Source organism: Terrimonas ginsenosidimutans (assembly GCF_022012415.1).
Taxonomy (GTDB): domain Bacteria; phylum Bacteroidota; class Bacteroidia; order Chitinophagales; family Chitinophagaceae; genus Terrimonas_A; species Terrimonas_A ginsenosidimutans.
In genome coordinates this window covers 339,380-362,338 of the sequence record NZ_JAKLTR010000004.1, presented here as the reverse complement: position 1 = coordinate 362,338, position 22,959 = coordinate 339,380, and the positions used below count along the sequence as shown (strand labels likewise).

General features: G+C 46.7%; 21 protein-coding genes. 17 read left to right on the top strand and 4 right to left on the bottom strand.

What is annotated here, in order from left to right:
* The first annotated feature begins 3 nt into the window (after positions 1 to 3).
* The 3 genes from LZZ85_RS09015 (at position 4) to LZZ85_RS28405 (ending at position 1,653) form a co-directional block, all read left to right on the top strand.
* Entirely contained in the window at positions 4 to 1,146 is a 1,143-nt protein-coding gene (locus tag LZZ85_RS09015; protein WP_237870803.1) for an acyl-CoA dehydrogenase, read from the top strand.
* Positions 1,147 to 1,308: 162 nt separating this feature from the next.
* On the top strand, positions 1,309 to 1,461 hold the full coding sequence (locus LZZ85_RS28770) for a c-type cytochrome (protein ID WP_432422759.1): 153 nt from the start codon (positions 1,309 to 1,311) through the stop codon (positions 1,459 to 1,461).
* Between the two features lie 66 nt (positions 1,462 to 1,527).
* Positions 1,528 to 1,653 carry a hypothetical protein gene (locus LZZ85_RS28405; protein WP_255724026.1) on the top strand — a complete coding sequence of 42 codons (126 nt, stop codon included), beginning with the start codon at positions 1,528 to 1,530 and terminating at the stop codon, positions 1,651 to 1,653.
* A gap of 51 nt (positions 1,654 to 1,704) precedes the next feature.
* Here the strand turns inward: LZZ85_RS28405 and LZZ85_RS09010 are convergent, their stop codons facing one another.
* Entirely contained in the window at positions 1,705 to 3,522 is a 1,818-nt protein-coding gene (locus LZZ85_RS09010) for an ABC transporter ATP-binding protein (RefSeq protein ID WP_237870801.1), read from the bottom strand.
* 94 nt (positions 3,523 to 3,616) lie between these two features.
* Between LZZ85_RS09010 and rbfA the strand changes: the two genes are divergently transcribed.
* Both rbfA and LZZ85_RS09000 read left to right on the top strand, forming a co-directional pair.
* Entirely contained in the window at positions 3,617 to 3,985 is a 369-nt protein-coding gene (gene rbfA / locus LZZ85_RS09005; RefSeq protein ID WP_237870799.1) for a 30S ribosome-binding factor RbfA, read from the top strand.
* 68 nt (positions 3,986 to 4,053) lie between these two features.
* Positions 4,054 to 5,271: an FtsX-like permease family protein gene (locus LZZ85_RS09000; protein WP_237870797.1), complete on the top strand. Its 1,218-nt coding sequence runs from the start codon at positions 4,054 to 4,056 to the stop codon at positions 5,269 to 5,271.
* Positions 5,272 to 5,428: 157 nt separating this feature from the next.
* Here the strand turns inward: LZZ85_RS09000 and LZZ85_RS08995 are convergent, their stop codons facing one another.
* Positions 5,429 to 6,262, bottom strand: coding sequence for a transketolase (locus LZZ85_RS08995; RefSeq protein ID WP_237870795.1), 834 nt, complete (start codon positions 6,260 to 6,262; stop codon positions 5,429 to 5,431).
* Between the two features lie 229 nt (positions 6,263 to 6,491).
* Between LZZ85_RS08995 and LZZ85_RS08990 the strand changes: the two genes are divergently transcribed.
* On the top strand, positions 6,492 to 7,634 hold the full coding sequence (locus LZZ85_RS08990; RefSeq protein ID WP_237870793.1) for an MraY family glycosyltransferase: 1,143 nt from the start codon (positions 6,492 to 6,494) through the stop codon (positions 7,632 to 7,634).
* A 163-nt stretch (positions 7,635 to 7,797) separates the two neighbouring features.
* Positions 7,798 to 8,361, top strand: a complete 564-nt coding sequence (gene frr, locus LZZ85_RS08985) for a ribosome recycling factor (RefSeq protein WP_237870791.1) — start codon at positions 7,798 to 7,800, stop codon at positions 8,359 to 8,361.
* Positions 8,362 to 8,529: 168 nt separating this feature from the next.
* On the opposite strand, the gene LZZ85_RS08980 is transcribed toward frr, so the two are convergent.
* On the bottom strand, positions 8,530 to 9,420 hold the full coding sequence (locus LZZ85_RS08980) for a DMT family transporter (RefSeq protein ID WP_237870789.1): 891 nt from the start codon (positions 9,418 to 9,420) through the stop codon (positions 8,530 to 8,532).
* 210 nt (positions 9,421 to 9,630) lie between these two features.
* Here LZZ85_RS08980 and LZZ85_RS08975 point away from each other — a divergent pair, with 210 nt between their 5' ends.
* From LZZ85_RS08975 to LZZ85_RS08955, 5 genes are all read left to right on the top strand, one after another.
* Positions 9,631 to 10,380: a PPK2 family polyphosphate kinase gene (locus LZZ85_RS08975; RefSeq protein WP_237870787.1), complete on the top strand. Its 750-nt coding sequence runs from the start codon at positions 9,631 to 9,633 to the stop codon at positions 10,378 to 10,380.
* 155 nt (positions 10,381 to 10,535) lie between these two features.
* Complete coding sequence (gene mscL, locus LZZ85_RS08970) at positions 10,536 to 10,910, top strand: large conductance mechanosensitive channel protein MscL (RefSeq protein ID WP_237870785.1); 375 nt, start codon at positions 10,536 to 10,538, stop codon at positions 10,908 to 10,910.
* Between the two features lie 70 nt (positions 10,911 to 10,980).
* On the top strand, positions 10,981 to 11,838 hold the full coding sequence (locus LZZ85_RS08965; RefSeq protein WP_237870783.1) for a segregation and condensation protein A: 858 nt from the start codon (positions 10,981 to 10,983) through the stop codon (positions 11,836 to 11,838).
* A 20-nt stretch (positions 11,839 to 11,858) separates the two neighbouring features.
* A complete protein-coding gene (locus tag LZZ85_RS08960) occupies positions 11,859 to 12,269 on the top strand; it encodes an OsmC family protein (RefSeq protein ID WP_237870781.1) in 411 nt (136 codons plus the stop codon).
* Between the two features lie 268 nt (positions 12,270 to 12,537).
* A complete protein-coding gene (locus tag LZZ85_RS08955) occupies positions 12,538 to 15,519 on the top strand; it encodes a S9 family peptidase (RefSeq protein WP_237870779.1) in 2,982 nt (993 codons plus the stop codon).
* A 189-nt stretch (positions 15,520 to 15,708) separates the two neighbouring features.
* On the opposite strand, the gene dxs is transcribed toward LZZ85_RS08955, so the two are convergent.
* Positions 15,709 to 17,643, bottom strand: coding sequence for a 1-deoxy-D-xylulose-5-phosphate synthase (dxs, locus tag LZZ85_RS08950; protein ID WP_237870777.1), 1,935 nt, complete (start codon positions 17,641 to 17,643; stop codon positions 15,709 to 15,711).
* 279 nt (positions 17,644 to 17,922) lie between these two features.
* Here dxs and LZZ85_RS08945 point away from each other — a divergent pair, with 279 nt between their 5' ends.
* The 5 genes from LZZ85_RS08945 to LZZ85_RS08925 all read left to right on the top strand — a co-directional run bounded on the left by LZZ85_RS08945 (position 17,923) and on the right by LZZ85_RS08925 (position 22,950).
* A complete protein-coding gene (locus tag LZZ85_RS08945; protein ID WP_237870775.1) occupies positions 17,923 to 18,456 on the top strand; it encodes a hypothetical protein in 534 nt (177 codons plus the stop codon).
* 14 nt (positions 18,457 to 18,470) lie between these two features.
* Positions 18,471 to 19,541 carry a sensor histidine kinase gene (locus LZZ85_RS08940; protein WP_237870773.1) on the top strand — a complete coding sequence of 357 codons (1,071 nt, stop codon included), beginning with the start codon at positions 18,471 to 18,473 and terminating at the stop codon, positions 19,539 to 19,541.
* Between the two features lie 10 nt (positions 19,542 to 19,551).
* Complete coding sequence (locus LZZ85_RS08935; RefSeq protein WP_237870771.1) at positions 19,552 to 20,280, top strand: LytR/AlgR family response regulator transcription factor; 729 nt, start codon at positions 19,552 to 19,554, stop codon at positions 20,278 to 20,280.
* An 81-nt stretch (positions 20,281 to 20,361) separates the two neighbouring features.
* Positions 20,362 to 21,648 carry a M28 family peptidase gene (locus LZZ85_RS08930; RefSeq protein ID WP_237870769.1) on the top strand — a complete coding sequence of 429 codons (1,287 nt, stop codon included), beginning with the start codon at positions 20,362 to 20,364 and terminating at the stop codon, positions 21,646 to 21,648.
* 15 nt (positions 21,649 to 21,663) lie between these two features.
* Positions 21,664 to 22,950, top strand: coding sequence for a M28 family metallopeptidase (locus LZZ85_RS08925; protein WP_237870767.1), 1,287 nt, complete (start codon positions 21,664 to 21,666; stop codon positions 22,948 to 22,950).
* Positions 22,951 to 22,959: the final 9 nt, after the last annotated feature.

Below are 22,959 nucleotides of genomic sequence, written 5' to 3'. Positions count from 1 at the left end.
CTTATGAATTTTTCTACTTCCGAATTGACCGAACAGGTGCAACAAACTGCCCGGGAATTTGCACGTCAGTATATCAAGCCTCACGTAATGGATTGGGATGAAACGCAGGAATTCCCTGTTGAGGTTTTCCGTGAGATGGGAAAGCTGGGTTTGATGGGCGTGTTGGTTCCTGAAGAATATGGTGGTGCCGGTCTGGGGTATGTAGAGTATAAAACCGTGATCGAAGAGATCGCCAAGGTCTGTGGCTCCGTAGGGTTAAGTGTTGCAGCGCATAACTCGCTTTGCACTGGTCACATACTTGCGTTTGGAAACGAAGAGCAGAAGAAAAAATATCTACCGAAACTTGCAACCGCTGAGTGGATCGGAGCGTGGGGATTGACAGAAGCGAATACAGGAAGCGATGCCGGCAATATGAAATGCACAGCCGTAAAAGATGGCGATAGCTGGGTGATCAATGGAACCAAGAACTGGATCACGCACGGGAAAAGCGGCGAATTAGCTGTAGTGATCTGCCGCACTGGTGAACCACGTACAAAAGATAATTCAACGGCCTTCGTGGTTGAAAAAGGAACACCGGGTTTTGGCGCGGGCAAGAAAGAGAATAAGCTGGGTATGCGCGCCAGTGAAACAGCTGAAATGATCTTTGATAACTGCCGTATTCCGGATGCAAACCGTTTGGGCGAAGTGGGAGAAGGTTTTAAACAGGCAATGAAAGTGCTGGACGGCGGAAGGATCTCTATTGCCTCTTTATCTCTTGGTATTGCAAAAGGTGCTTACGAAGCAGCCTTACAATATTCAAAAGAACGTCATCAGTTCGATCAGCCTATCTCCAATTTCCAGGGGATCTCTTTCAAATTGGCCGATATGGCTACTGAAATAATGGCGGCGGATCTACTCACGCTCCGCGCCTGTGATCTGAAGAACCGCAAGCAACCGATGACCAAGGAAGCCGCCATGGCAAAGTATTATGCCAGCGAAGTGGCGGTGAAGGTGGCAAATGATGCGGTGCAGGTGTTTGGCGGTTACGGATATACCAAAGATTTTCCGGTGGAGAAATTTTACAGGGATGCAAAACTTTGTACTATCGGAGAAGGAACAAGTGAAATACAGAAGCTGGTTATCTCCAGGGAAGTGTTGAAGAGTTAGCGTTCTTTTTCTTTAAAACGTTCAGCTTGCAACAATACAAATATATAGTCCAGGCGATCGGCTTATTGTCAATCTGTGTAATCACGTTCACGGCACTCGCAAAGTATGCGACGGTGCCGATCGTAAGCTAGTAAACGGCCTTCTGGTACTTCTCAATCTCCGCTGGCGGAATACCAGCAAACAATCCTGGATAAGATCGATCAGGAGTTTTTTGAGGGAAAGAAATTGTTTGAAGATAAGAATTGTCAAACTTGTCACCGGGTAACAGGCCTTCATTCAGACCTTTTCACCTCTTCCGTAAAGAATGAGTACTGAACGAGCGCAGGTAAGATCGCAGATTTCCTCAGAAACCCGGAGAGCTTTTCAACTGAACCCTACCTGGTGAGCAGAATGGAAAAATTTGGCATGAAAGGGCTGCATCGTTCTTATCCCGATCTCACGGATGAACAGGTGAGCCTGATCTACCAATACATTATCCTGGCCGACTTCAAAGCCAATCAGCAATAAAACGGCATAGTAAAAGTTATCAGATCTCCGCAGATCGATCTGTAAAGCGGTTTATTTCACTTCCTGCATTTCTACGAGCTTCCTGTAAAAGCCATTGTATGCGATCAGTTCTTCATGATTACCTCTTTCCACGATCTTTCCTTTCTGTAACACGATTATCTCGTCAGCGTGGCGGATCGTGCTGAGACGGTGTGCGATCACAATACTGGTGCGGTTCTGCATCATATTGTTGATCGCGTCCTGAACCAGACGTTCGCTTTCTGTATCCAATGAAGAGGTTGCTTCGTCGAGGATTAGTATTGGCGGGTTCTTTAACACGGCGCGTGCGATGGTCAGGCGCTGGCGTTCGCCCCCGCTTAGCTTGCTGCCGCGGTCACCGATATTTGTTTGATAGCCCGCTTCCTTGTGGGAAATGAAATTATGGGCGTTTGCTATTTTGGCGGCTTGTTCAATTTCCTCCAGTGTGGCATCAGGTGTTCCCAATGCGATATTGTTCGCAACAGTATCATTGAACAGGATAGGCTCCTGTGTAACGATGCTCATCAGGCTGCGTACAGAATACAGCGAATAATCTTTGATATTGATCCCGTCGATCAGCACTTCGCCGGAAGTGACATCATGAAAACGCGGAACAAGGTCCGCCAGTGTTGATTTACCAGCGCCGGAAGATCCAACAAGCGCGATGGTTTTTCCTTTTTGGATAGTGAGATTTACATTATCGAGGATCACCGCATCGTCATACGAGAATACTACGTTTTTGAATTCGATCTTATCGTTAAAGGACGTGAGTTGTGTACCATTCGGATTTTCATCTACCACAACCGGGGCACTCAGGACTTCTTCCACACGCACCAGTGCTGCGGCACCGCGTTGAATATTAAAGAATGAATTAGAGATGTTCTTAGCCGGGTTGATGACCATCGCAAACAGGGCAATGTAACTAAGCAGTTCTCCACCTTCGATGCCCTGGTCTGCCAGCACAAGCCTGCCGCCAAAGTACAGGATCGTACTCAGTACGATCACGCCAAAGACTTCCGTCAGTGGAGATGCCAGGTCGCGGCGAGCGCCCATTTTCTTCCTGATCTTGTACAACTCATCGTTCACATCATGAAAACGACTACTCAGTAATTTTTCAGCCAGAAATGCTTTGATCACGCGCAGACCGCCAAGTGTTTCGTCGAGAATGGACAGACCTTCGCCGAGTTTGATCGCGGCATCTTCCGACTGTCGTTTCAGTTTGCGGCTTACCCGTCCGATTAGCAAACCAGTAACCGGCAATAATATGAGAAGGAAAAGTGAGAGTTGGGGAGAAATGATCACGAGCGCGACAAGGTATCCGATCACCGTGATCGGATCTTTGATCATGCCGTCCAGCATCCCGACCACAGAACCTTCTATTTCTCCGATATCGTTCGTCATCCGCGAAATAATATCACCTTTTCTTTTTTCAGTAAAATAACCGATGGGCAGCCGGAGGATCTTATCATAAACGTCGCCCCGGAGCTTTGTGATGATCATCGCCCGGACGGGCACCGAGATCCGGTTCGACAGATAAATGAAAATATTTTTCAGGATCGTGGAGATAATGATCATAAAACAGATCGCGGTCAGACCGGCCACTTTCCCGTTGTCTCCGTTATCGGCTATAGTTTTTTCGAGAAAATCGCTGATATAAGAGCCGAGTACGTTGGTTCGCATTACTGCGGGGTTCGGTGTTTGAGCCGATTCGAAGATCAACCCGAAAAAAGGGCTCAGCATGGCGATGGAAATGACGCCGAAAAGAGTGGCAAGGAGAGTGCACACAAAATACAGAACGAGTTTGCCTCTATATTGTCCCAGATAGCTGAAAACCCTTGAAAATTTTTTCATTATGTTTCTAAGTCGCTTAAACGGGCAAAGTAACTAATTTTACACCGTCTGCCAGCAAGTTTTAGGATGGGCAGATATAAATTATACGTTTATTATGGAAGAGGGAAAAAGACAAAAACAGATTGCCGGCCTGCTGAATGAAGAGATGAACCAGATCTTTCAACGGCTCGGTTTGAGTATGATAAATGGCGGAATGGTCTCAATATCATCGGTTAAGGTAACGCCAGATCTGCTGGAAGCCAGATTTTACCTGAGTCTGTTCCAGGTCAGTGACCAGGAAGACGCGCTGAAAAAGATCGAAGACCGTCACCATGAGATCAAAAAGGAGCTTTCCGGGCGTGTTCGCCATCAGCTCCGCAGTATCCCCGTGCTGAAGTTTTTCAAGGACGATACACTGGATCATGTATTCAAAATGGAAGAATTGTTCAAAAAGATCAACGAAGACCGCAAAGACACGAATTAGTTTACACTAATTTCACGAATTAGCGTAATTCATGCACACATCTTCAACCCGAAACACCCATCAGCGTTTTGAGCTTTCTCTTTGCCTGGCGTTATTTTAAAGCAAAAAAATCCACGAATGCCATCAATGTCATTTCCTGGATCAGCGTAGTGGCTATCGTGATAGGCACGGCTGCGCTGATACTGGTGTTGAGTGTATTCAACGGCTTTGAGGGATTAGTGAAGTCGCTGTATTCGTCTTTTTATACGGATCTGAAAATATTGCCACCCAGCGGAAAGAATATCACGGTTACCGCAGAACAGTTGCGGGAGCTGAAAGGTATCAAAGGGATTAAGAATTATTCGCTGGTCGTAGAAGAGAAGGCGCTTGTTCAAAATGGCGATTATCAGTCGATCGTTTACCTGAAAGGAGTAGACGATAATTATCGCTACGTTACGGGTGTGGCAAAGCATTTAGTTAAAGGAGAATATGATCTCGGTACGGAAGATTTTCCGAAACTTATCCTTGGAGCCGGTGTTGAAAATGCGTTGGGGGTTCAGGCAGACCGGAATATTTTCCCGTTGAATATCTATCTGCCCCGTAAAACAGAGGGTGAGCAGCTGGATGCAATGAATGATATCAGCAGTGATACGATCAATACTTCGGCTGCATTTGTGATCCAGCAGGACTTTGACACGAAATACGGGATCACGAATCTTGCCTTTGCAAAAAAAGCCCTGCGGCTCGGAGCGGATGTTTACAGCGGCGTTGAGATCACACTCAACGATCCCGGAGCAGCAGAGCAGGTTCAGAAACAGGTGCAAAAAGTCTTCGGGAAGGGGTACCTTGTTCAAACGCGCTATGAGCAGAATCAGGGTCTTTATTCTGTAATGAATATGGAGCGATGGATTATCTATGGGGTGCTCAGCCTGATCATGGTTGTCGCGGCATTTAACATGATCGGAGCACTAACAATGCTTGTGCTGGAAAAGCAGAAAGATATTGGTGTATTGCATGCGCTTGGCGCCGATCGTGGTTTTATCCAGCGTATTTTTCTCAGCGAGGGTCTTTTGCTTGCGCTGATCGGTACTGTCGTGGGAATGTTTCTTGCTTATACAATGATCCTGCTTCAGTTGAAGTTTCATCTTATCTCCTTAATGCCCGGATCTTTCCTCATAGATTATTTTCCTGTTGAGCCGCATCTTGCAGACTTTCTGCTTGTAACGGCCACTGTTTTTGTGATCGCCATACTGGCTTCCTGGTTTCCTTCGAGAAAGGCGGCGGGGCAGAGGTTTGTTGTCCGTTGACCGTTGGTCGTTGATCGTTGCCGTTGACCGGAGGGAAGCTGAAGTGGAGAAAATTGAATATGCGTATAAAACTAAAAAGCGAATGGCTATCGTCATCAACGATAGCCATTCGCTTTTAATTTTTATCGGTCAACGGTCAACGGACAACGGTCAACGATTAATAGTCTCCCATTGTTTCCGGCAGTTGTGCCAGTGCTTTGGCCAGTTGTTCGTCATTTGGAGCGATGCCATGCCAGTTGTGATCGTTTTCCATGAAGTCAACACCTTTGCCCATGATGGTGTGCATCATGATGGCGATTGGTTTGCCCTGGCCGGTGAGTGATTTTGCTTTGTCGAGCGTAGCGATCACATCGTCCATATCGTTGCCGTTCATTTCGAGGGTGGTCCAGCCGAAAGCGTCGAACTTCTGGCGGATGTTGCCGAGGCTCATTACTTTATCTGTGGGTCCGTCGATCTGCTGACCGTTCCAGTCGATGGTAGCGATCAGGTTGTCAACTTTATGGTGAGGGGCGAACATTGCTGCTTCCCAGATCTGTCCTTCATCCAGCTCGCCATCGCCATGGAGGGAAAAAACGGTTGTATTTTCCTTGTTGAGCTTTTTGGTCAATGCCGCGCCGATCGCTGCGCTCAGGCCCTGGCCCAGGGAACCGCTGGCGATACGGACGCCCGGAAGATGTTCGTGAGTGGCAGGGTGGCCCTGCAGTCTTGAATTGATCTTACGGAATGTTGCCAGTTCTTTTACGTCGAAATACCCGGAGCGGGCCAGAACGGAGTAAAAAACCGGGGAAATATGCCCGTTGGAGAGAAAGAACACGTCTTCGTTAGTCGCATTCATGTTGAAGTTCGGGTCATGTTTCATCACCTGGAAGTACAGGGCGGTGAGAAAATCAGCACAACCGAGTGAACCACCCGGGTGACCGCTGCTGGAACCATGTACCATCCTTACGATATCTCTGCGGATCTGTGACGCAATTGCTTTGAGTTCAGGCATAAATATTAGGGATTTTTTAAACTTTTTGTATCTTGCTGCCTCATTTCACTACGAGGGCGTTGCAAAAGTGCAATCTTTTTTTGATACAAAATTCATTGACAGGGATTAATTGTTGCGCCGGATAAAGTTCGTGCGATTGTCTTTTACACCCCGTGTTCGAAATGATCCTATTCTTTACCCTTGATAAGCCAGCGGTTCAGGCCAACTTTTTTACCGTAAACCCAATCTGATGCTTGACATCTCGCTTCTGGACATTCTGCTCACGGCATCCGTGGCATTTATCATATCTTTCCTCGCAATACCTGTTGTTTTACAAATTGCGGAGCAGAAAAAGCTATACGATATCCCGGATGAAAGAAAGGTACACGCACATGCGGTGGCTTCGCTTGGCGGAGTAGGGATATTCGGAGGATTTTTACTGGCGTCCCTGCTTTCTATTCAGGGGTATCTAAACCCGGAGTTCCAGTATTTTTTTGCCGCGGCGATCGTGATCTTTTTCCTGGGGTTGAAAGATGACCTGGTAGTTCTTTCGGCCAGTAAAAAGATCATCGGACAGGTGATCGCTGCCTCTATCCTGATCCATCTTGGAGGTATCAGGATCAACAGCATGCACGGGCTCTTCGGGATCAATGAGCTTCCCCAGGCTTTTGATCTGGCGCTTTCTTACCTCACGGTTATCGTTGTGATCAATTCTTTCAACCTGATCGATGGTGTTGACGGGCTTGCCGGCAGTCTTGGTGTACTGACCATGCTTGTCTTCGGTACCTATTTCTATACCATCCATTTCCAGGCTTACGCCTTGCTTGCGTTTGCCCTGGGAGGAAGTCTTGTTGCTTTCCTGATCTTTAACCATCCCCCGGCAAAGATATTTATGGGAGATTCCGGTTCACTGATGATCGGATTGATCAATGCGATCATGGTGATCAAGTTCATCAATGTGGCGGGCAATCCGGCCGTCCGCGTTCCGCTTGATTCATCCGTAGCCATTGGCGTTTCCATCCTGATCATTCCCCTGCTTGATACGCTGCGGGTGTTCGGGATCCGGATCTTCAATGGCAGATCCCCCTTTACCCCCGACCGCAATCATATTCATCACTTATTACTGGCACGCGGCCTCGGGCATGCGGGAGTTACCCTCACCTGTGTTGCTGTAAACATCTTCTTTATAGTACTGGCGTACACGCTGCGCTCTTTTGGTTCTACCATTGTTCTCGCGATCATGCTCGTTATCGGCCTTGGCGGAATCGGTATGCTGTATTACACACGTAAACAGAATCGCCGTCTTTTTGTGGCCCGTCAGCCGGAGGAACTGAAACCAACTTCAAAAGTGGTCAATCTGAATCCCGAAACGGTTGCTGCGGAACACAAGTGATTCTCGTCGCCGTTGTCCGTTGACCGCCGATCACCGGTGCAAGGTTCAATTAATGCCCTTTATAAAATTACTTCTATTACGGAAATCAGGACGATGGTCAACGAACAAGGCTCAGCGATCCGTGGATTTTCATTAGCTTTGCCGCGACCGCTAAACGGATTTTATGACAGAAGATATTTCAACAATTATTGCCGCAGGCGAAGAGCTGATGCGGAAGGCTATCAGTCACCTGGAAAGTGAATTGACAAAGATCAGAGCCGGGAAAGCCAACCCGCAAATGTTCGATAGTGTGATTGTAGATTATTATGGTTCTCCGATGCCGATCAACCAGGTAGCGAATATCAGCGTGATGGATGCCCGTACACTCAGCATTCAGCCCTGGGAAAAGAATATGCTGCAGCCTATCGAAAGAGCGATCATCAACTCAAACCTTGGTGTGACTCCTCAGAATGACGGCGTCCTGATCAGGATCTTTATGCCGCCGCTGACAGAAGAAAGAAGACGTGAGCTGGTGAAAAGATGCCAGGGAGAAGGAGAACAATGTAAAATTGCCGTGAGAAATATCCGTCGCGACGCGATCGAGAACATAAAAAAACAACAGAAGAACGGCCTTAGCGAAGATGCTGCAAAAGACGCGGAAGCGGAAGTGCAACAACTTACTGATCGCTATACAGCCGTGGTGGAAAAGCATTTGGCAGCAAAGGAGAAGGAGATTATGGCGGTGTAGGGAGGAGATCGTTGACCGTTGTCCGTTGACCGTTGTCCGGAATTTCAGCGAGCTAGAATACAATTGCATTTTCGTGTACAAATTAAAAGAGAGGGGCTATCGTTTAAAAACGATAGCCCCTCTCTTTTAATTTGTGACGGTCAACGGTCAACGGTCAACGGTCAACGGTCAACGGTCAACGACTTTCTTCCCGATCTGCAACTTTGCCAGAAATACCCCAAGCAGGATCAGCAACAGGCACGCAATATCTTTGATAGTGATCGTTTCTCCAACAAGGGCGCCCCAAAAAAGTGCTACGAAAGGAATGCCGTATGTGACCAGTGAAGCGAACAGGGGGCCTGCTTTTTGCACCAGGGCATAGAAGAGAACGGTGGCGAATGCACTGCCAACAATTCCCAGCACGACAACGTTGAGAACAGACCATTGCAGGTCGCGGACAGAGAAATCAAGCGAGAAGAAGCCTTGTGACCAAAGCACAATGCCTGCAGGAACTGACATAAATGCAAGTGATACTGATGCCATATGAACAGGCCTGATATCCTTTAAAAAATGACCTACGATGTTAACATTCAGTCCGTAAAAGATCGTCGCCAGTACAACAAGCCCTGCATAACCAAGATTACCGAGATTGATGTCCTGCCTTGATATTGCGAGAAGGCAAAGTCCGGCGAAACCAACGATCACTCCCAGGATCTTTTGCCATTCTATTTTGTCTTTGAAGAAAGCGATACCGATGATCACCATGCAGATCGGTGTGAGCGAGTTCAGAATGCCTTCGAGCGAACTATCCAGTTTGATTATGGCGGCCGCGAAAAGAAAGGCGGGGAACAGGTTGCCGAATAAACCGGTCACTACCATCAGCCCCATCTTTTTGCGCGGAATAAAGCGGATATGGTAAAAGGCGAAAGGGATAAATACAATCCCGGCGGAAAAGATCCGCAGCGACGCTATCTGTGCGGCAGTCAACGCCGTCTTTCCTTCTTTCATAAGGATGAAAGAACTACCCCAGATAAAACAAAGAAGGGTGAAGAGAAGCCAGCTGAGCAGTTTGTTATTCATAATTGAAGTGCAAAGGTCTTGTTTTTAGTCCGACTGGCGTTTGGTTCCCGCAGATTTCGCGGATTTCTCAGCTCTTTTTTTGCACCTGACTTCTTTCATTTGATAAGAGGATAATTTGTTTGCGCAGATCACGCAGATGATCCCTGAGCAGCGAAAGATCTGCGGGAACCAACGCCGGTCGAAGTACCTGAAAAATCAATAACTTTAAATATGAGCAAAATCAGTCTAAGTAAGATCAGCACACGTGCCCCGAAAGAATTTGACAAGGCCGAAACCAAAGAGAAAACCGCCGCGATTCTCGAAGAGCTGGATGATCTGCAGAATCTTCTCTATGCAGAGAACCGTCATTCTATATTGATCGTGATACAGGGAATGGACGCCAGTGGAAAGGACGGCGTGATCCGTAATGTAATGGGAAGTATGAACCCGCAGGGGGTAATGGTCAAATCATTCAAAGCTCCGACATCGGAGGAACTCAGCCATGACTTCCTCTGGAGGATACACAATCATACGCCGGCAAAAGGAATGATCCAGGTCTTCAATCGCTCTCACTATGAGGATATCCTGATCACACGCGTGCATCGCTGGATAGACGATGAGCGTACAAAGAAACGCGTTGAGGCCATCAATGCATTTGAACGGTTGCTCGAAGAGCATAATGAAACGCATATCCTCAAATTCTATCTGCATATTTCCCGGGAAGAACAAACTCAGCGGCTGGAAGAACGTATGCATAATCCTGCCAAAATGTGGAAGTACAATGAACAGGATTTTGAAGAGGCGAAGCTTTGGGATAATTATCAGTCAGCCTATGAAGATTGTTTCGAAAAGTGCAATGAGCCTGAGTGGACGATCGTACCATCTGATCAGAATTGGTATAAGGAATATGTGATCGCAAAGGCGCTGCGTGATATGCTGAAAGGATTAAAAATGCAGTTTCCCGGTTTGAAGAAAGAGTAAAAAGTTTTTTCCTTTACTTTGGGTAACTTTTCAATAGGAAAAGTTTGAAAGTTTAATTGTTTGAAAGTTCATTGGTTGTAATCGCTTCGGCCTGAATTTTGAAACATGGATGCGCATCAAAAAACCTCCTTTTACCAACACTAAAAACTTCAATTATGGGACTTTTTAAAGAATTCAAAGAATTTGCGCTGAAGAAGAATGTTGTAGAGCTTGCCGTTGCCGTTATTATTGGTGCAGCTTTCGGAACCATAGTATCATCTCTCGTGGATGATGTGATCACTCCTCTATTGTTAACACCTGCGCTGGAAGCAGCAAATGCTCAGGATCTTGATAAGCTGGTATGGGGAAATGTTAAATATGGTAAGTTCCTGGCGGCTGTGATCAAGTTCGTTATTATCGCCTTTATCCTGTTCCTGATCATAAGAGCGATGAAGGGATTGATGAAAAAAGAAGAGGAAGCTCCAACGCCTGCGGTGACGCCGGAAGATATCCTCCTTTTGCGTGAGATCCGTGACTCTTTAAAGAAATAGTCCCCAACGATATTTCCCTTATTTTTGACCCCCGTACCGCCCCAGGTGGTCCGGGGGTTTAACTTTTAATATGGCTAATACAGCATCTTACCAGATCAAATTACCCCAGTTCGAAGGACCTTTCGACCTGCTCCTGTTCTTTATTGAAAGGGACGAGCTGGACATTTACAATATCCCTATCACCCGGATTACCAATGACTTCCTTGAATATATCCATCAGCAGGAATCGCTGAACATTGAAATGTCAAGTGAATTCATCCTGTTCATTTCCACGCTGATGCGGATCAAGGCGAAAATGCTGCTGCCCCGTAAGGAAGTGGATGCCCAGGGTAATGAAATTGATCCGAGGGAAGAGCTGGTAAGCAAACTGCTTGAATACAAGAAGTTCAAGGAAGCGTCTGCCCAGATGGCGGAAATGGAAGCTATCCGGATGCTGATGGTAAAGCGTGGAAATATTCAAAAAGAACTGTCACAGATAGGTGAAGATGCCGGCGAAGGAACAGAGATCCAGAATATCACCCTGTTCAAATTAATGAAAGCCTTCGAAAAGGCGATGCAGAAGTATTCAGACAGGGTAAACAAACCGGTGCACACTGTTGTGCAGTATCGCTACACGATGGAGAACGCACGCCGGAATATGATGGATGTTGCAGCCAGGGAAAAGACGGTTTCCTTTGAAAAGATATTTGAAGTGGCAGAGAACCGCGTCCATGCGATCTTCCTGTTCCTGTCGCTTCTCGAACTTGTACAGCAGAAGTTCATGAAGATCATGATCGGAGATGGCCGGAATAACTTCCTCATCGAGTATGTAGAACCTGAAGAACGCGCGGCAGAGCTGGCGGAAGACGGTCTGACAGATGCCGACTTCAAATCGTCATTTGACGATCCAGCGCCTCCCGCGGAAGAAGGAGATCAGCAGCCTCAGTAAAACCATAAACATTATATATTATGAAACGTCACGCTACAGCCAACTGGAAAGGCACCGGAAAAGAAGGAAAAGGAACCAACACCACGCAATCAGGCGTATTAAAAGATACTCAGTATTCATTCAGCAGCCGCTTTGAAGAAGGCATCGGCACAAACCCTGAAGAACTTGTTGCGGCAGCTCATGCAGGTTGCTTCACCATGAAACTCAGCTTCGACCTGAATGCAGCAGGATTTACTGCTGACAATATTGACACGAAATGTACGATTACTTTTGAGAATGGCGCTATTACAGAAAGTCACCTCGAAGTAAAAGCCACGATCCCGAATATCGATGCCGCGAAATTTGCAGAAGTAGCTGCGGGTGCAAAAGCAAACTGCCCGATCAGTAAATTGCTGAATACGAATATTACAATGGAAGCGGAATTGGCGTGAGACCGCTATCCGTTGACCGTTGTCCGTTGACCGTTGTCCGGCTTTCGGAATTTTGTAAAACTATTATAGTAAAGAAGCCTTCTGCGATTAGAAGGCTTCTTTGTTTTATCGCAGAGTACGACGAACACGAACACGAACACGGACACGGTCAACGGACAACGGACAACGGTCAACGGATAGCGGCCCGCCATTCATCCTTACCCCTTCTGGCGCTCGCCTAGTTTCCGTATCTTCCGATTTTCACCCCCTTATACCAAACCAAACCGAAATGCTCAAACGAACTATCGTCCCTTTTCTCCTGTTCCCGGCATTCATTGCCAGCGCACAGGAAAAAAAAGACTCTTCAAAGACAGCCCGTCCAATGGGATGGAAGGATATTTCCTCCTGGCGTTCTATCAGCTCCTTTAGTGTATCCCTGTCTCCGGATGGCGACTGGGTTGCTTATCCGCTGACCACCCGCGAAGGTGATGGCGAACTGATCGTGAAAAAAGTAAATGATACAACGCTGAGAAAGTACCCGATCGGAGGAACATCCGCCGGCTTTACTTTTTCGGAGGATGGAAAATGGCTGGCGTTCAAAGAAACGACCAAATTCAAGGAAGCGAAGGCTGCCGCTAAAACGCCCGGAAAACAGCTTTTTGATAAGTTGATCCTGGTAGAACTTTCTACGGGTAAGAAAACCGAATTCGAAAGAGCCGGGCTGTATTCATTCAATGGCCGTGTTTCTTCTCATCTCGCTGTTTCTATTGTAAAAGAAAGAACAATGGGTGGCGGCGGAGCCGATGCACCAAGAGGCGCAGATCTCCTGCTGGTAGAGCTTGCTTCCGGCAAAACACAGAACATAGGCAATGTTGCCGAATTTGATTTCAACAAGGCAGGAAACCTGCTTGCGTATACGATCGATGCAACCAATAAGACTGGTAACGGTGTTTATCTGCTGAATATAAGCGCCAAACAAACTACAGTGCTGGATAACGATAAAGCGTCTTACAAATCTCTGTCATGGACAGAAGACGGTGAGGCTTTTGCCTTGCTGAAAACAACTAAGGATGAGAAATTCAAATCTGATAAAGGTGTTGTACTTGGTGTAAAGAATGTAAGTGCTGTTCCTTCTGTAACGATCTATGATCCTGCGAAGGATTCGCTTGTGTTCCCCAAAGGAATGACCATTAGCAGCAACCGCAGACCTTACTGGTCAGAAGATCTTTCCCGCCTGTTCTTTGGTATCGCACCATTGCTGCCGGCTAAAAAAGAAAATGCAGACACGGCGAAGAAAGCTCCTGCTACTGCTTCTGCACAAACAGAATCACAGAAGATCGAAAGGCTGAAAACAGATACCAGTATCAAATCGCTGGCAGATCTGAAGAAAGCACTGGCTAAACTTGAAACAAAGCCTGATGTAAAACCAGCTGTTGCTCCTGGTGACGAACCTGCTAAACCGGATATGATCATCTGGAACTGGCAGGATAAACGCCTTCAAAGCCGTCAGCAGGTAATGGAAATGCAGGATAAGAACTTCACTTATCTCGCTTCATATACATTGGCGACTTCTTCATTCAAACAGGTAAATGACAGCTCGGTTCGTACGCTTGCGATCTTCCCGAAACAGCAGTTTGCGATCGCAACAGATAGCCGCGCCTATGAACTGGATCAGAATCTTGACGGACAAACTTATTCAGACCTGTACATCGTTGATCTGAAAACAGGGGCTAAAACATTGTTCCAGGAAAAATTCTATCAGCCGTCTTTTACCGCAATGCCGCAGTCATCACCTGATGGAACAAAATTCATTTATGGAAAAGATGGTCATTACTATGTGTATGACCTGATCGGTAAAACAAACGTAAATGTTACGGAGAACATTCCTTCTTCATTTGTGAATACGGAAGATGATCATAATGTGGTAAAACCACTGACCAACGTCATTGGCTGGAGCAGTGATAATAAGTATGTGCTGATCCGTGACCTCTGGGATATCTGGCAGGTAGCTGCAAACGGCAAAGAAGCCGCAACAAATCTTACTGTTACAGGACGTAAAGATAAAGTACGTTTCCAGGGGCGTTTTATGCTTGATCGTGATGAGAAGGGAATCGATCTAAAGAAGCCTTTGTATGTACGTATGTATGGCGAATGGACAAAGAAAGCTGGTATCGGACGTATCGAAGCTGGTAAGAAAGGTCTTCAGCCTGGTGTGAAAACCCTGATCTGGGATGATATTTCAGTGAATGCACTTGCAAAGGCAAAGAACGCCGATGTATATATGTTCTCAAAAGAAGGATTCTCTCAACCGACAGAATTTTATGTTGCGAACGCTTCATTGGAGAGCGGAAAACAAGTGACGGAGAATGCACCTGACCGCGGTAAATATACATGGAGTGCGGGCACTCAGCTGGTAGATTATGTGTCGGATAAAGGCGATACGTTACAAGGCGCATTATACCTGCCGGCAGGATATGTGAAAGGTAAAAAATATCCTACCGTCGTATATTATTACGAAAAAACATCCCAGGGGAAGAATGCTTACAGCAATCCTGATTTTCCGGGTGGCGGATGGCAGCCTGCGATGTATACCAGCAATGGTTATGCAGTGTTCATGCCGGATATCGTTTATAAAATGGATGACCCGGGTATGAGCGCAGTCTGGTGTGTAATACCGGCGGTAAAAGCTGCTATTGCTACCGGTGTGATCGATGAGAAGAACATCGGGATACAGGGACATAGCTGGGGAGGTTATCAGACTGCATTCCTTGCTACGCAAACTAATATGTTCAAAGCCGCAGCTCCCGGAGCTGCCCTGACCAATATGGTCAGCATGTATGATCTGATCTACTGGAACTCTGGTGGCGGTAATATGGCGATCTTCGAAGCTTCCCAGGGACGCTTCAAAGGTGCTCCATGGGAGAACTGGGATTCTTATCTCCGTAACTCACCTATTTATCATGTGAAGAAAGTAAATACACCGATCCTGTTATTGCATAATGATAAGGATGGTGCGGTTGACTTTACGCAGGGTATCGAGTTTTACAATGCACTTCGCCGTTTGAAAAAACCAGTGGTGATGATCACTTACAAAGGAGAAAACCATGGGATCGCAAAAATTGAGAACAGGAAAGACTACGCTGTTCGTATGATGGAATTCTTCGATCATTACCTGAAAGGTGCACCGGCTCCTGACTGGTGGAAGAATGGTGTGGAGAAAGGTGACCTGGAAGAGCATTTAGGTACAAGAGCGTTTGACATGGAAGATTGAATGTTTTAATATTTGCGTGGCAGAAGTATCGCAGAGCACGCAAAGAGCCGCAAAGGGCGCTAAGATCATCTCTTAGCGCCCTTTGCGCTTTTCCTCCTGGCGTTCTTAGCGATACTGCTACGCCAGGTAAATAAAAAAGCCTCATCAGGTTTACTGATGAGGCTTTTTTATTGTAGTCGATAAATTAGTTTATCCCAGCAATTCAGTAACGCGAACTTTATCCTTCATCATCTCCAGTACAGTTTCTTTGATCGCTACGGCATCATATTTACATTCATGCTGCAGTTCTTTTGGTGTTCCATGTTCTACAATGCGATCAGGAATGCCGAGGATGCGTACTTCGTTTTTGTAATTATGTTTCGCCATGAACTCGAGTACGGCGCTGCCGAAACCTCCTTCGATACATCCGTCTTCTACAGTAATGAGCTTCTGGTAACGCTGACATGCTTCATGTAACAGTTCTTCATCCAGAGGTTTTGCGAAGCGCATATCGTAATGTCCGGGGTTGACACCTTCCAGTTTCAGATCGCGGATAGCGCTGGCAGCAAAATTTCCCGGATGTCCGAATGAAAGGATGGCAATGCCATCACCATCTTTCAGTTTGCGTCCTTTTCCGATCGTGATCTCCTTCATTTCTGTTTTCCATTCTGGCATGGTGCCTTCGCCACGGGGATAGCGGATCACAAAGGGGACATCGGTAGATTCAAGCTGCGAGGTATACATCAGGTTCCTGAGTTCGCTTTCATTCATTGGTGCGCTGATCACGATGTTCGGGATGCAACGCATATAGGCGATATCGTAAGCGCCGTGGTGTGTTGGTCCGTCGTCACCAACGAGGCCTGCACGGTCGAGGCAGAATACAACCGGCAGTTTTTGGATCGCTACATCATGCACAACCTGGTCATAGGCGCGTTGCATGAAAGAAGAGTAAATATTGCAGAATACGCGCATGCCCTGTGTGGCCATACCAGCGCTGAGTGTCACCGCATGCTGTTCGCAAATGCCGACATCAAACGCACGATCCGGCATTTTCTCCATCATGAATTTCAATGATGAACCGGAAGGCATGGCAGGAGTGATACCGAAGATCCGTTGGTTGCGTTCAGCCAGTTCGATCAGCGTATGGCCAAAAACATCCTGGTATTTGGGCGGCTGTGGTGTGTCGAATTTCTTTTTAAAGATCTCGCCCGTCACTTTGTCGAACAATCCGGGTGCGTGCCATTTGGTCTGGTCCTGCTCCGCCAGTGCATATCCCTTTCCTTTAGTGGTAACAATATGCAGGAGCTTCGGCCCGGGAATGTCACGAAGGTCTTTCAATGTATCCACCAGTTTTGCGACATTATGCCCATCAATAGGTCCGAAATACCGGATCTTCAATGCTTCGAAAAGATTGGCGCTGCTGTTGACCATTCCTTTCAGTCCTTCCACAAGTTTGTGACCCATGGCGCGGGTGAAGTTCTTGCCAACGGGCAGTTTGCCCATCAGTTTCCAGACATCATCTTTTACTTTATTGTAGGTAGGTGATGTAGAGATATCAGTGAGGTATTCTTTCAGTGCGCCGGTATTAGGGTCGATACCGATCCCATTATCATTAAGAATGATCAGCATATCGGAGTTTGCCACGCCGGCGTGGTTCATGGCTTCGAAAGCCATCCCTGCGGTCATGGAGCCGTCGCCGATCACTGCCACGGTCTTGCGGTCTGTTTCGCCCTTGTATTTGGCGGCCATCGCCATTCCTAATGCAGCGGAAATAGAGGTGGAAGAATGTCCCACGCCAAATGTGTCATATTCGCTTTCGCTTCTTTTGGGGAACCCGCTGATGCCGTTGTATTTCCGGTTGGTGACGAAATTGTCGCGGCGGCCGGTCAGGATCTTATGTCCATAAGCCTGGTGGCCGACGTCCCATACGAGCTGGTCATAAGGTGTATTATACACGTAATGAAGTGCAGTTGTCAGTTCAACTACACCGAGACTTGCGCCGAAGTGCCCGCCATGCACACTCACCACATCAATGATATATTGACGCAATTCGTCGCAAACCTGGTGCAATTTTTCGCGCGGAAGCTTTTTGAGATCGGCAGGTGAATCGATCGTCTTTAACAACGGTCCGGGTATAATCTCCATGGAGGGCGGTTTTGGCGACAAAAGTAGGCTTTTTCGGTGGATTGGGAAGGCGCGTTGTCTATTCACCTTTGCCCGTTGCCCGGAATTATGGGCTGATCGTGAATGTTCCGCCGGAGCTTCGGCTATGTACATCAGCAACAGCTTTGATCCGGTCAGCGGACAACGGTGAACGTTGAACGCTTCTCGGCCATATTTCCCTGCTCCCTTTTGTCTATTTTCTCGCCCACTGGTATATATTTACCATGTTCGCCGGCGGCGGAATTAGTTAGATTTGTTCACATGAGTAACGGTAAGTCAATATACTGGCTATTCCAGCTTATTGGTTGGGGCAGTTTTGCTGCGATCAATATGTTCTTTGCCTTCTTCTTTGAGAGAATGGCTGATGCTCCGTCACGGCAACTGGCGATCGCCAGATTATCGCTATTTATCCTGTCTGGCCTTGCTGCAACCCACTTGATGCGGTCAGTGATACAACGGCTAAATGTCGTAAAGAAGTCGCTCGACAAGCAATTTGCTTATTTTTTCTTTTTATCAGTCGTCTTCTCCGTCCTCCCGGGCACCTTGTATGCGATGGGATGTTTAAGGTGGGAGATGCTGGGCGAAGGGGACGCCGCTTTTGCCGGCAGGCCCTTGCTGCTGATCCTAAGAGGAAGTTTTTATTTTTTTCTGAATACTGTGATCTGGAACCTGGTCTATTTCGTCTCTCATTTTGTATCCGCAAGCCGCAGGCAACAACAGGATGTTTGGCGACTGGAAGAAATGATGAAAGAGATGACGCTGGATAATTATCAATTTCAACCGGAGCAGAAATAATTAGATTTGAATTTATGCGGATAGGTAACTCTTTATACTGGCTGTTTCAGGTGATTGGTTGGGGCTCCTTTGCTGCCATCAATGTATTCTTTGCCATCTTTTTTGAGAAAATGGGTGATGCGGAGTCGCGGCGGCTTGTATTGACCCGCCTTGGCATTTTTGTTTTGCTGGGTATAGTGTTCACCCATCTGATGCGGGCGGTCATCATTCAGCTGAATACCCTGCAGAAAACGATCGAGAAGCAAGTTGCCCAGTTCTTTTTCATCTCCATAGCTTTTTCCCTGATCACCGCCACCCTTTATATGCAGGCATGCGAAAGCCTCGGACTGCTGAATGATGGCGAGAAGAACTTCGTAGACCGCCCGTTGCTGCTGATCCTGAGCGGTGCGTTCTACTTTTTTATCAATATCGTCATCTGGAACCTGATCTATTTCATTTATCACTATGTGACGAAAAGCCGTAAACAGCAACTGGATACTTTAAGGCTGGAATCGCTTGTAAAAGAACTTGAATTAAAGACGATCAAAGCGCATATCAATCCTCATTTTATTTTTAACTCCCTCAACAGCATACGTGCACTGGTAGATGAAAATCCTGAGCGGGCTAGACGTGCAATTACTGAGCTGAGCAATATCCTGCGGAGCAGCATGCAGTCTGATAAATCTGAACAGGCTCCGATGGAAAAAGAACTGGATATTGTAAAAGATTATCTCGCGCTGGAGAATATGCGTTTTGAAGACCGTCTGAAAATTGAATACGAAGTGGATGAGGATACGCTTGATCTTCCAGTACCTCCGATGATGCTGCAGACACTGGTGGAGAACGCGATCAAGCACGGCATCAGCAAACAGATAAAAGGAGGAGTAGTGAGAGTGATCTCCGTATTGAAAAACAACTTCCATGAGTTATCTGTGCAGAATACCGGCTTGTTGAACAGCCAGGTGAACGGCAGTGGTTTTGGCTTGTCCAGCACCACTAACCGGTTAAATCTTTTGTACGGAAATAAAGCTAAATTTGAAATCAGACAGGCAACACCTGAACTTGTGGAAGCAAGGGTGTTGATCCCATTCACAGCCGATCATTAAAAAAAATCACATGCGAGCTATTATTATCGATGATGAACGCCTGGCAAGGACTGAACTTAAAAAACTGTTACAGGAATTTCCAGAAATAGAAGTGATAGACGAAGCCGCGAATGCGGAAGAGGGCATCGCTAAAATTGACAGTCTTCAACCTGATCTGATCTTCCTTGATATCCAGATGCCAGGTAAAACCGGGTTTGACATGCTGGCGCAACTGGAACGTGCCCCTCAGGTCATTTTCACTACAGCGTATGACGAGTTTGCTCTTAAAGCATTCGAAGTAAACGCCCTTGATTACCTGCTTAAGCCTGTTGAACCAAAACGCCTTGCTGACGCTATCCATAAGCTGCATGCAGCCGAAGCAAAGGAAGTGAAAGTGAACGGCGAGTTTGTAAACAATAGTATTCTCGGTGAGCATGACCAGGTTTTTGTAAAAGATGGGGAGCGCTGCTGGTTTGTGAAGCTGAGTGAGATCAGGCTTTTTGAAAGCGTGGGAAACTACGCGAAGGTTTTCTTCGGCCCTAACAAACCGCTTATCCTGAAATCTCTGAACGCACTGGAAGAAAGACTGGATGAAAAATTCTTCTTCCGCGCTAACAGAAAGCATATTGTGAACCTCCGGTTGATCGAAAAGATCGAACCTTACTTTAATGGAGGGTTACTGCTTGAACTGAAAGGAGGGGAGAAGATAGAAGTAAGCCGCCGTCAAACGGTTAAGTTCAAGGAAATGATGAGCCTTTAAGAAAGTAAAAAATCGAAAGTAGAATTAAAATAAGTTCCTGCTTCATGAGGGCTTAATATTGTAAATTTCTAATTATACATAATGAGGAAAATCGTTTTTAGCTCGGTGTTGCTGACTGTAGCAACTGTTTCTTTTTCGCAGAATATTGATAAGATCATTAATGCAAAAGAAGCAGAGCGTATTGAGCGCGTGCTGGCATCTGATGAAATGAGAGGTCGCCGGACTTTTTCTCCGGAGATAGATAAAGCGGCAGATTTTATCGCTGCGGAATTTAAAGCTGCAGGCCTTGAGACCTGGAAGGGTAGCGGTTCTTATCTCCAGAAGTTTGCGCTTATCGGAACAAAACAGACAAGTTTATCAGCGACATTGGATGGCAAACCGATCGATGCAAAGAACGTGGCGGTTTCAACTACACAGGCAGAAGTAAAGGTAACCCCTGCTTCCGGTTATGAAGTTGGAAGCATCGCCGCTGGTGCAAACTTTAATGTTGAATATCCGAAGCTGGTACAGTCAGGAAAAAACATGATCATTTACATTGATCCCAGCTTTGCAAATATCTTTACGCGTGTGTCGTCTTCGCTGAGGAGAGCCGCATTCAAAAAAGAAAATAATATCGTTCTGATCCTGGATTCAAAACCTGCTTCCGATTTCCTGATCGAAGCAAAATTTGAACTTACCGAACAACCGCTGGCGAATGTAGTAGGTGTTTTGCCTGGAAAAAGTAAAAAAGATGAGTATGTGATTTTTTCTGGTCACTATGATCATATCGGTATTGGCAAACCTGTAAATGGCGATTCGATCTACAATGGCGCAAACGATGATGCAGCCGGCACTACGGGTGTAATGTTACTGGCAAAGTATTACAAGGAATTGAAGAATAATGAGCGTACGATCGTGTTCGCAGCGTTCACCGGGGAAGAAGTGGGAATGTATGGTTCAACTTATTTCTCCAAACAATTCGATCCGGCTAAAGTAGTGGCGATGTTCAACCTGGAGATGATCGGAACTGAAAGCAAGTGGGGAAAGAACTCAGCCTATATTACAGGATATGATAAAACGGATATGGGCACAATACTTCAAAAGAACCTGGAAGGAACAGGCTTCACATTCTATCCGGACCCGTACACGGAGCAGCAGTTGTTCTATCGCTCCGATAACGCAACACTGGCGAGATTAGGCGTGCCTGCTCACACAATCTCGACTTCCAAGATGGATGTGGAACCACATTATCATAAAGTGAGTGATCATGTTGAAACACTTGATATGGCGAACATGGCCATGGTGATCAAATCGATCGCGTTAAGTGCACGCAGCATCGTTGCAGGCAAGGACACGCCAAGCAGGGTAAAAACAGAGGATCTGAGATAACAATGTATGTAGGTAATGCATAAAAAAATTGGACATCTTCTGGCCATGCTTTTAGGAGCATGGCCTTTTTTATTGGCACAACAACCGGTTACAGATTCTTTTCCTGAGCAAAGGGCAAGAGAGATCATTACAGTGTTGGCCGGCGACTCATTGCGTGGCCGGGGAAACCTGACTCCCGATCTGTTGAAGGCGGCCGGTTTTGTGATGAATGACTTCGCCCATTCAGGATTGAGACCTTTGCCGGGTGGTAGTTTCTTTCATGCCTTTCAACCGAATGGCGGCCCTTCTGAAAGTAAGAAAGACAGGCTTGAATGGAATGGCAGAGTGGTCAGCCCGGACGACTACCTGTACTTTCACAATGCTCCGGGGATTTATCAACCACGGGAACTTTCCTCATTCAAGGTGATAAGGATCGATTCTGTCAGTGCTGATATTCTGCAGCGCTACCAGGATGTGCAGGATGATCTGCTTTTGTGGACAGTCAACCCATTGAAAGAGGAGGACTGGAAGAGGATACGTCTCCCCGCAGATACGTTTGCAGGGGCAAGGCTCCTGATCACTGGTGTGGATGCTCCGCAGACGATGCGATTGGTGGCGGAGGAAGCGTATTACAGGTCTGTCAGCTACAATATCGCCGGAATATTGCCAGGAAAAACGTTGCCCTCGGAATGCATCGTTTTTTCCGCTCATTATGATCATATCGGGATTGAAAAAGGACGGGATAGTATCATGAATGGAGCAAACGATAATGCGTCTGGTACAACAGCCCTGCTGATGCTTGCAAGATATTTTGCAATGAGGGATGATAATGCAAGAACCCTGGTGTTTTGCGCATTTTCAGGTGAGGAGATCGGTTTGAGAGGTTCTTCAGCGATGACCAGGGAGCTTTCCACGGATAAAATAAAAGCAGGGATCAACCTAGAGATGCTTGGTTATCCGCAATACGGCAAGAAAAGGGTTTACATTACGGGCCAGCACTATTCTTCAATGCCGGCTTTCTTAAAAAAGGCCCTGACCGCAGAAGGGCTGAAGGTGGTCAGGGAACCGGATGAGGAAAAGATGCTTTTTGCCCGTAGTGATAATTTCCCTTTTTTCAGGAAAGGGATCCCGTTTCATACCATTATGGCGAGCGACGATGATGAGCCCTGCTATCACAAGCCCTGTGATGAGGTGGCCCGGATGGATCTGGCAAATCTCTGTGTAATTGTCAAAGCGATCGCACATGCGGCAAAAGATCTGATCAGCGCGGCTGAAACACCCGGGAAATTGCGGCTTCCCCGGTATCTCGAGAGAGAGGATTGATACAGTTAC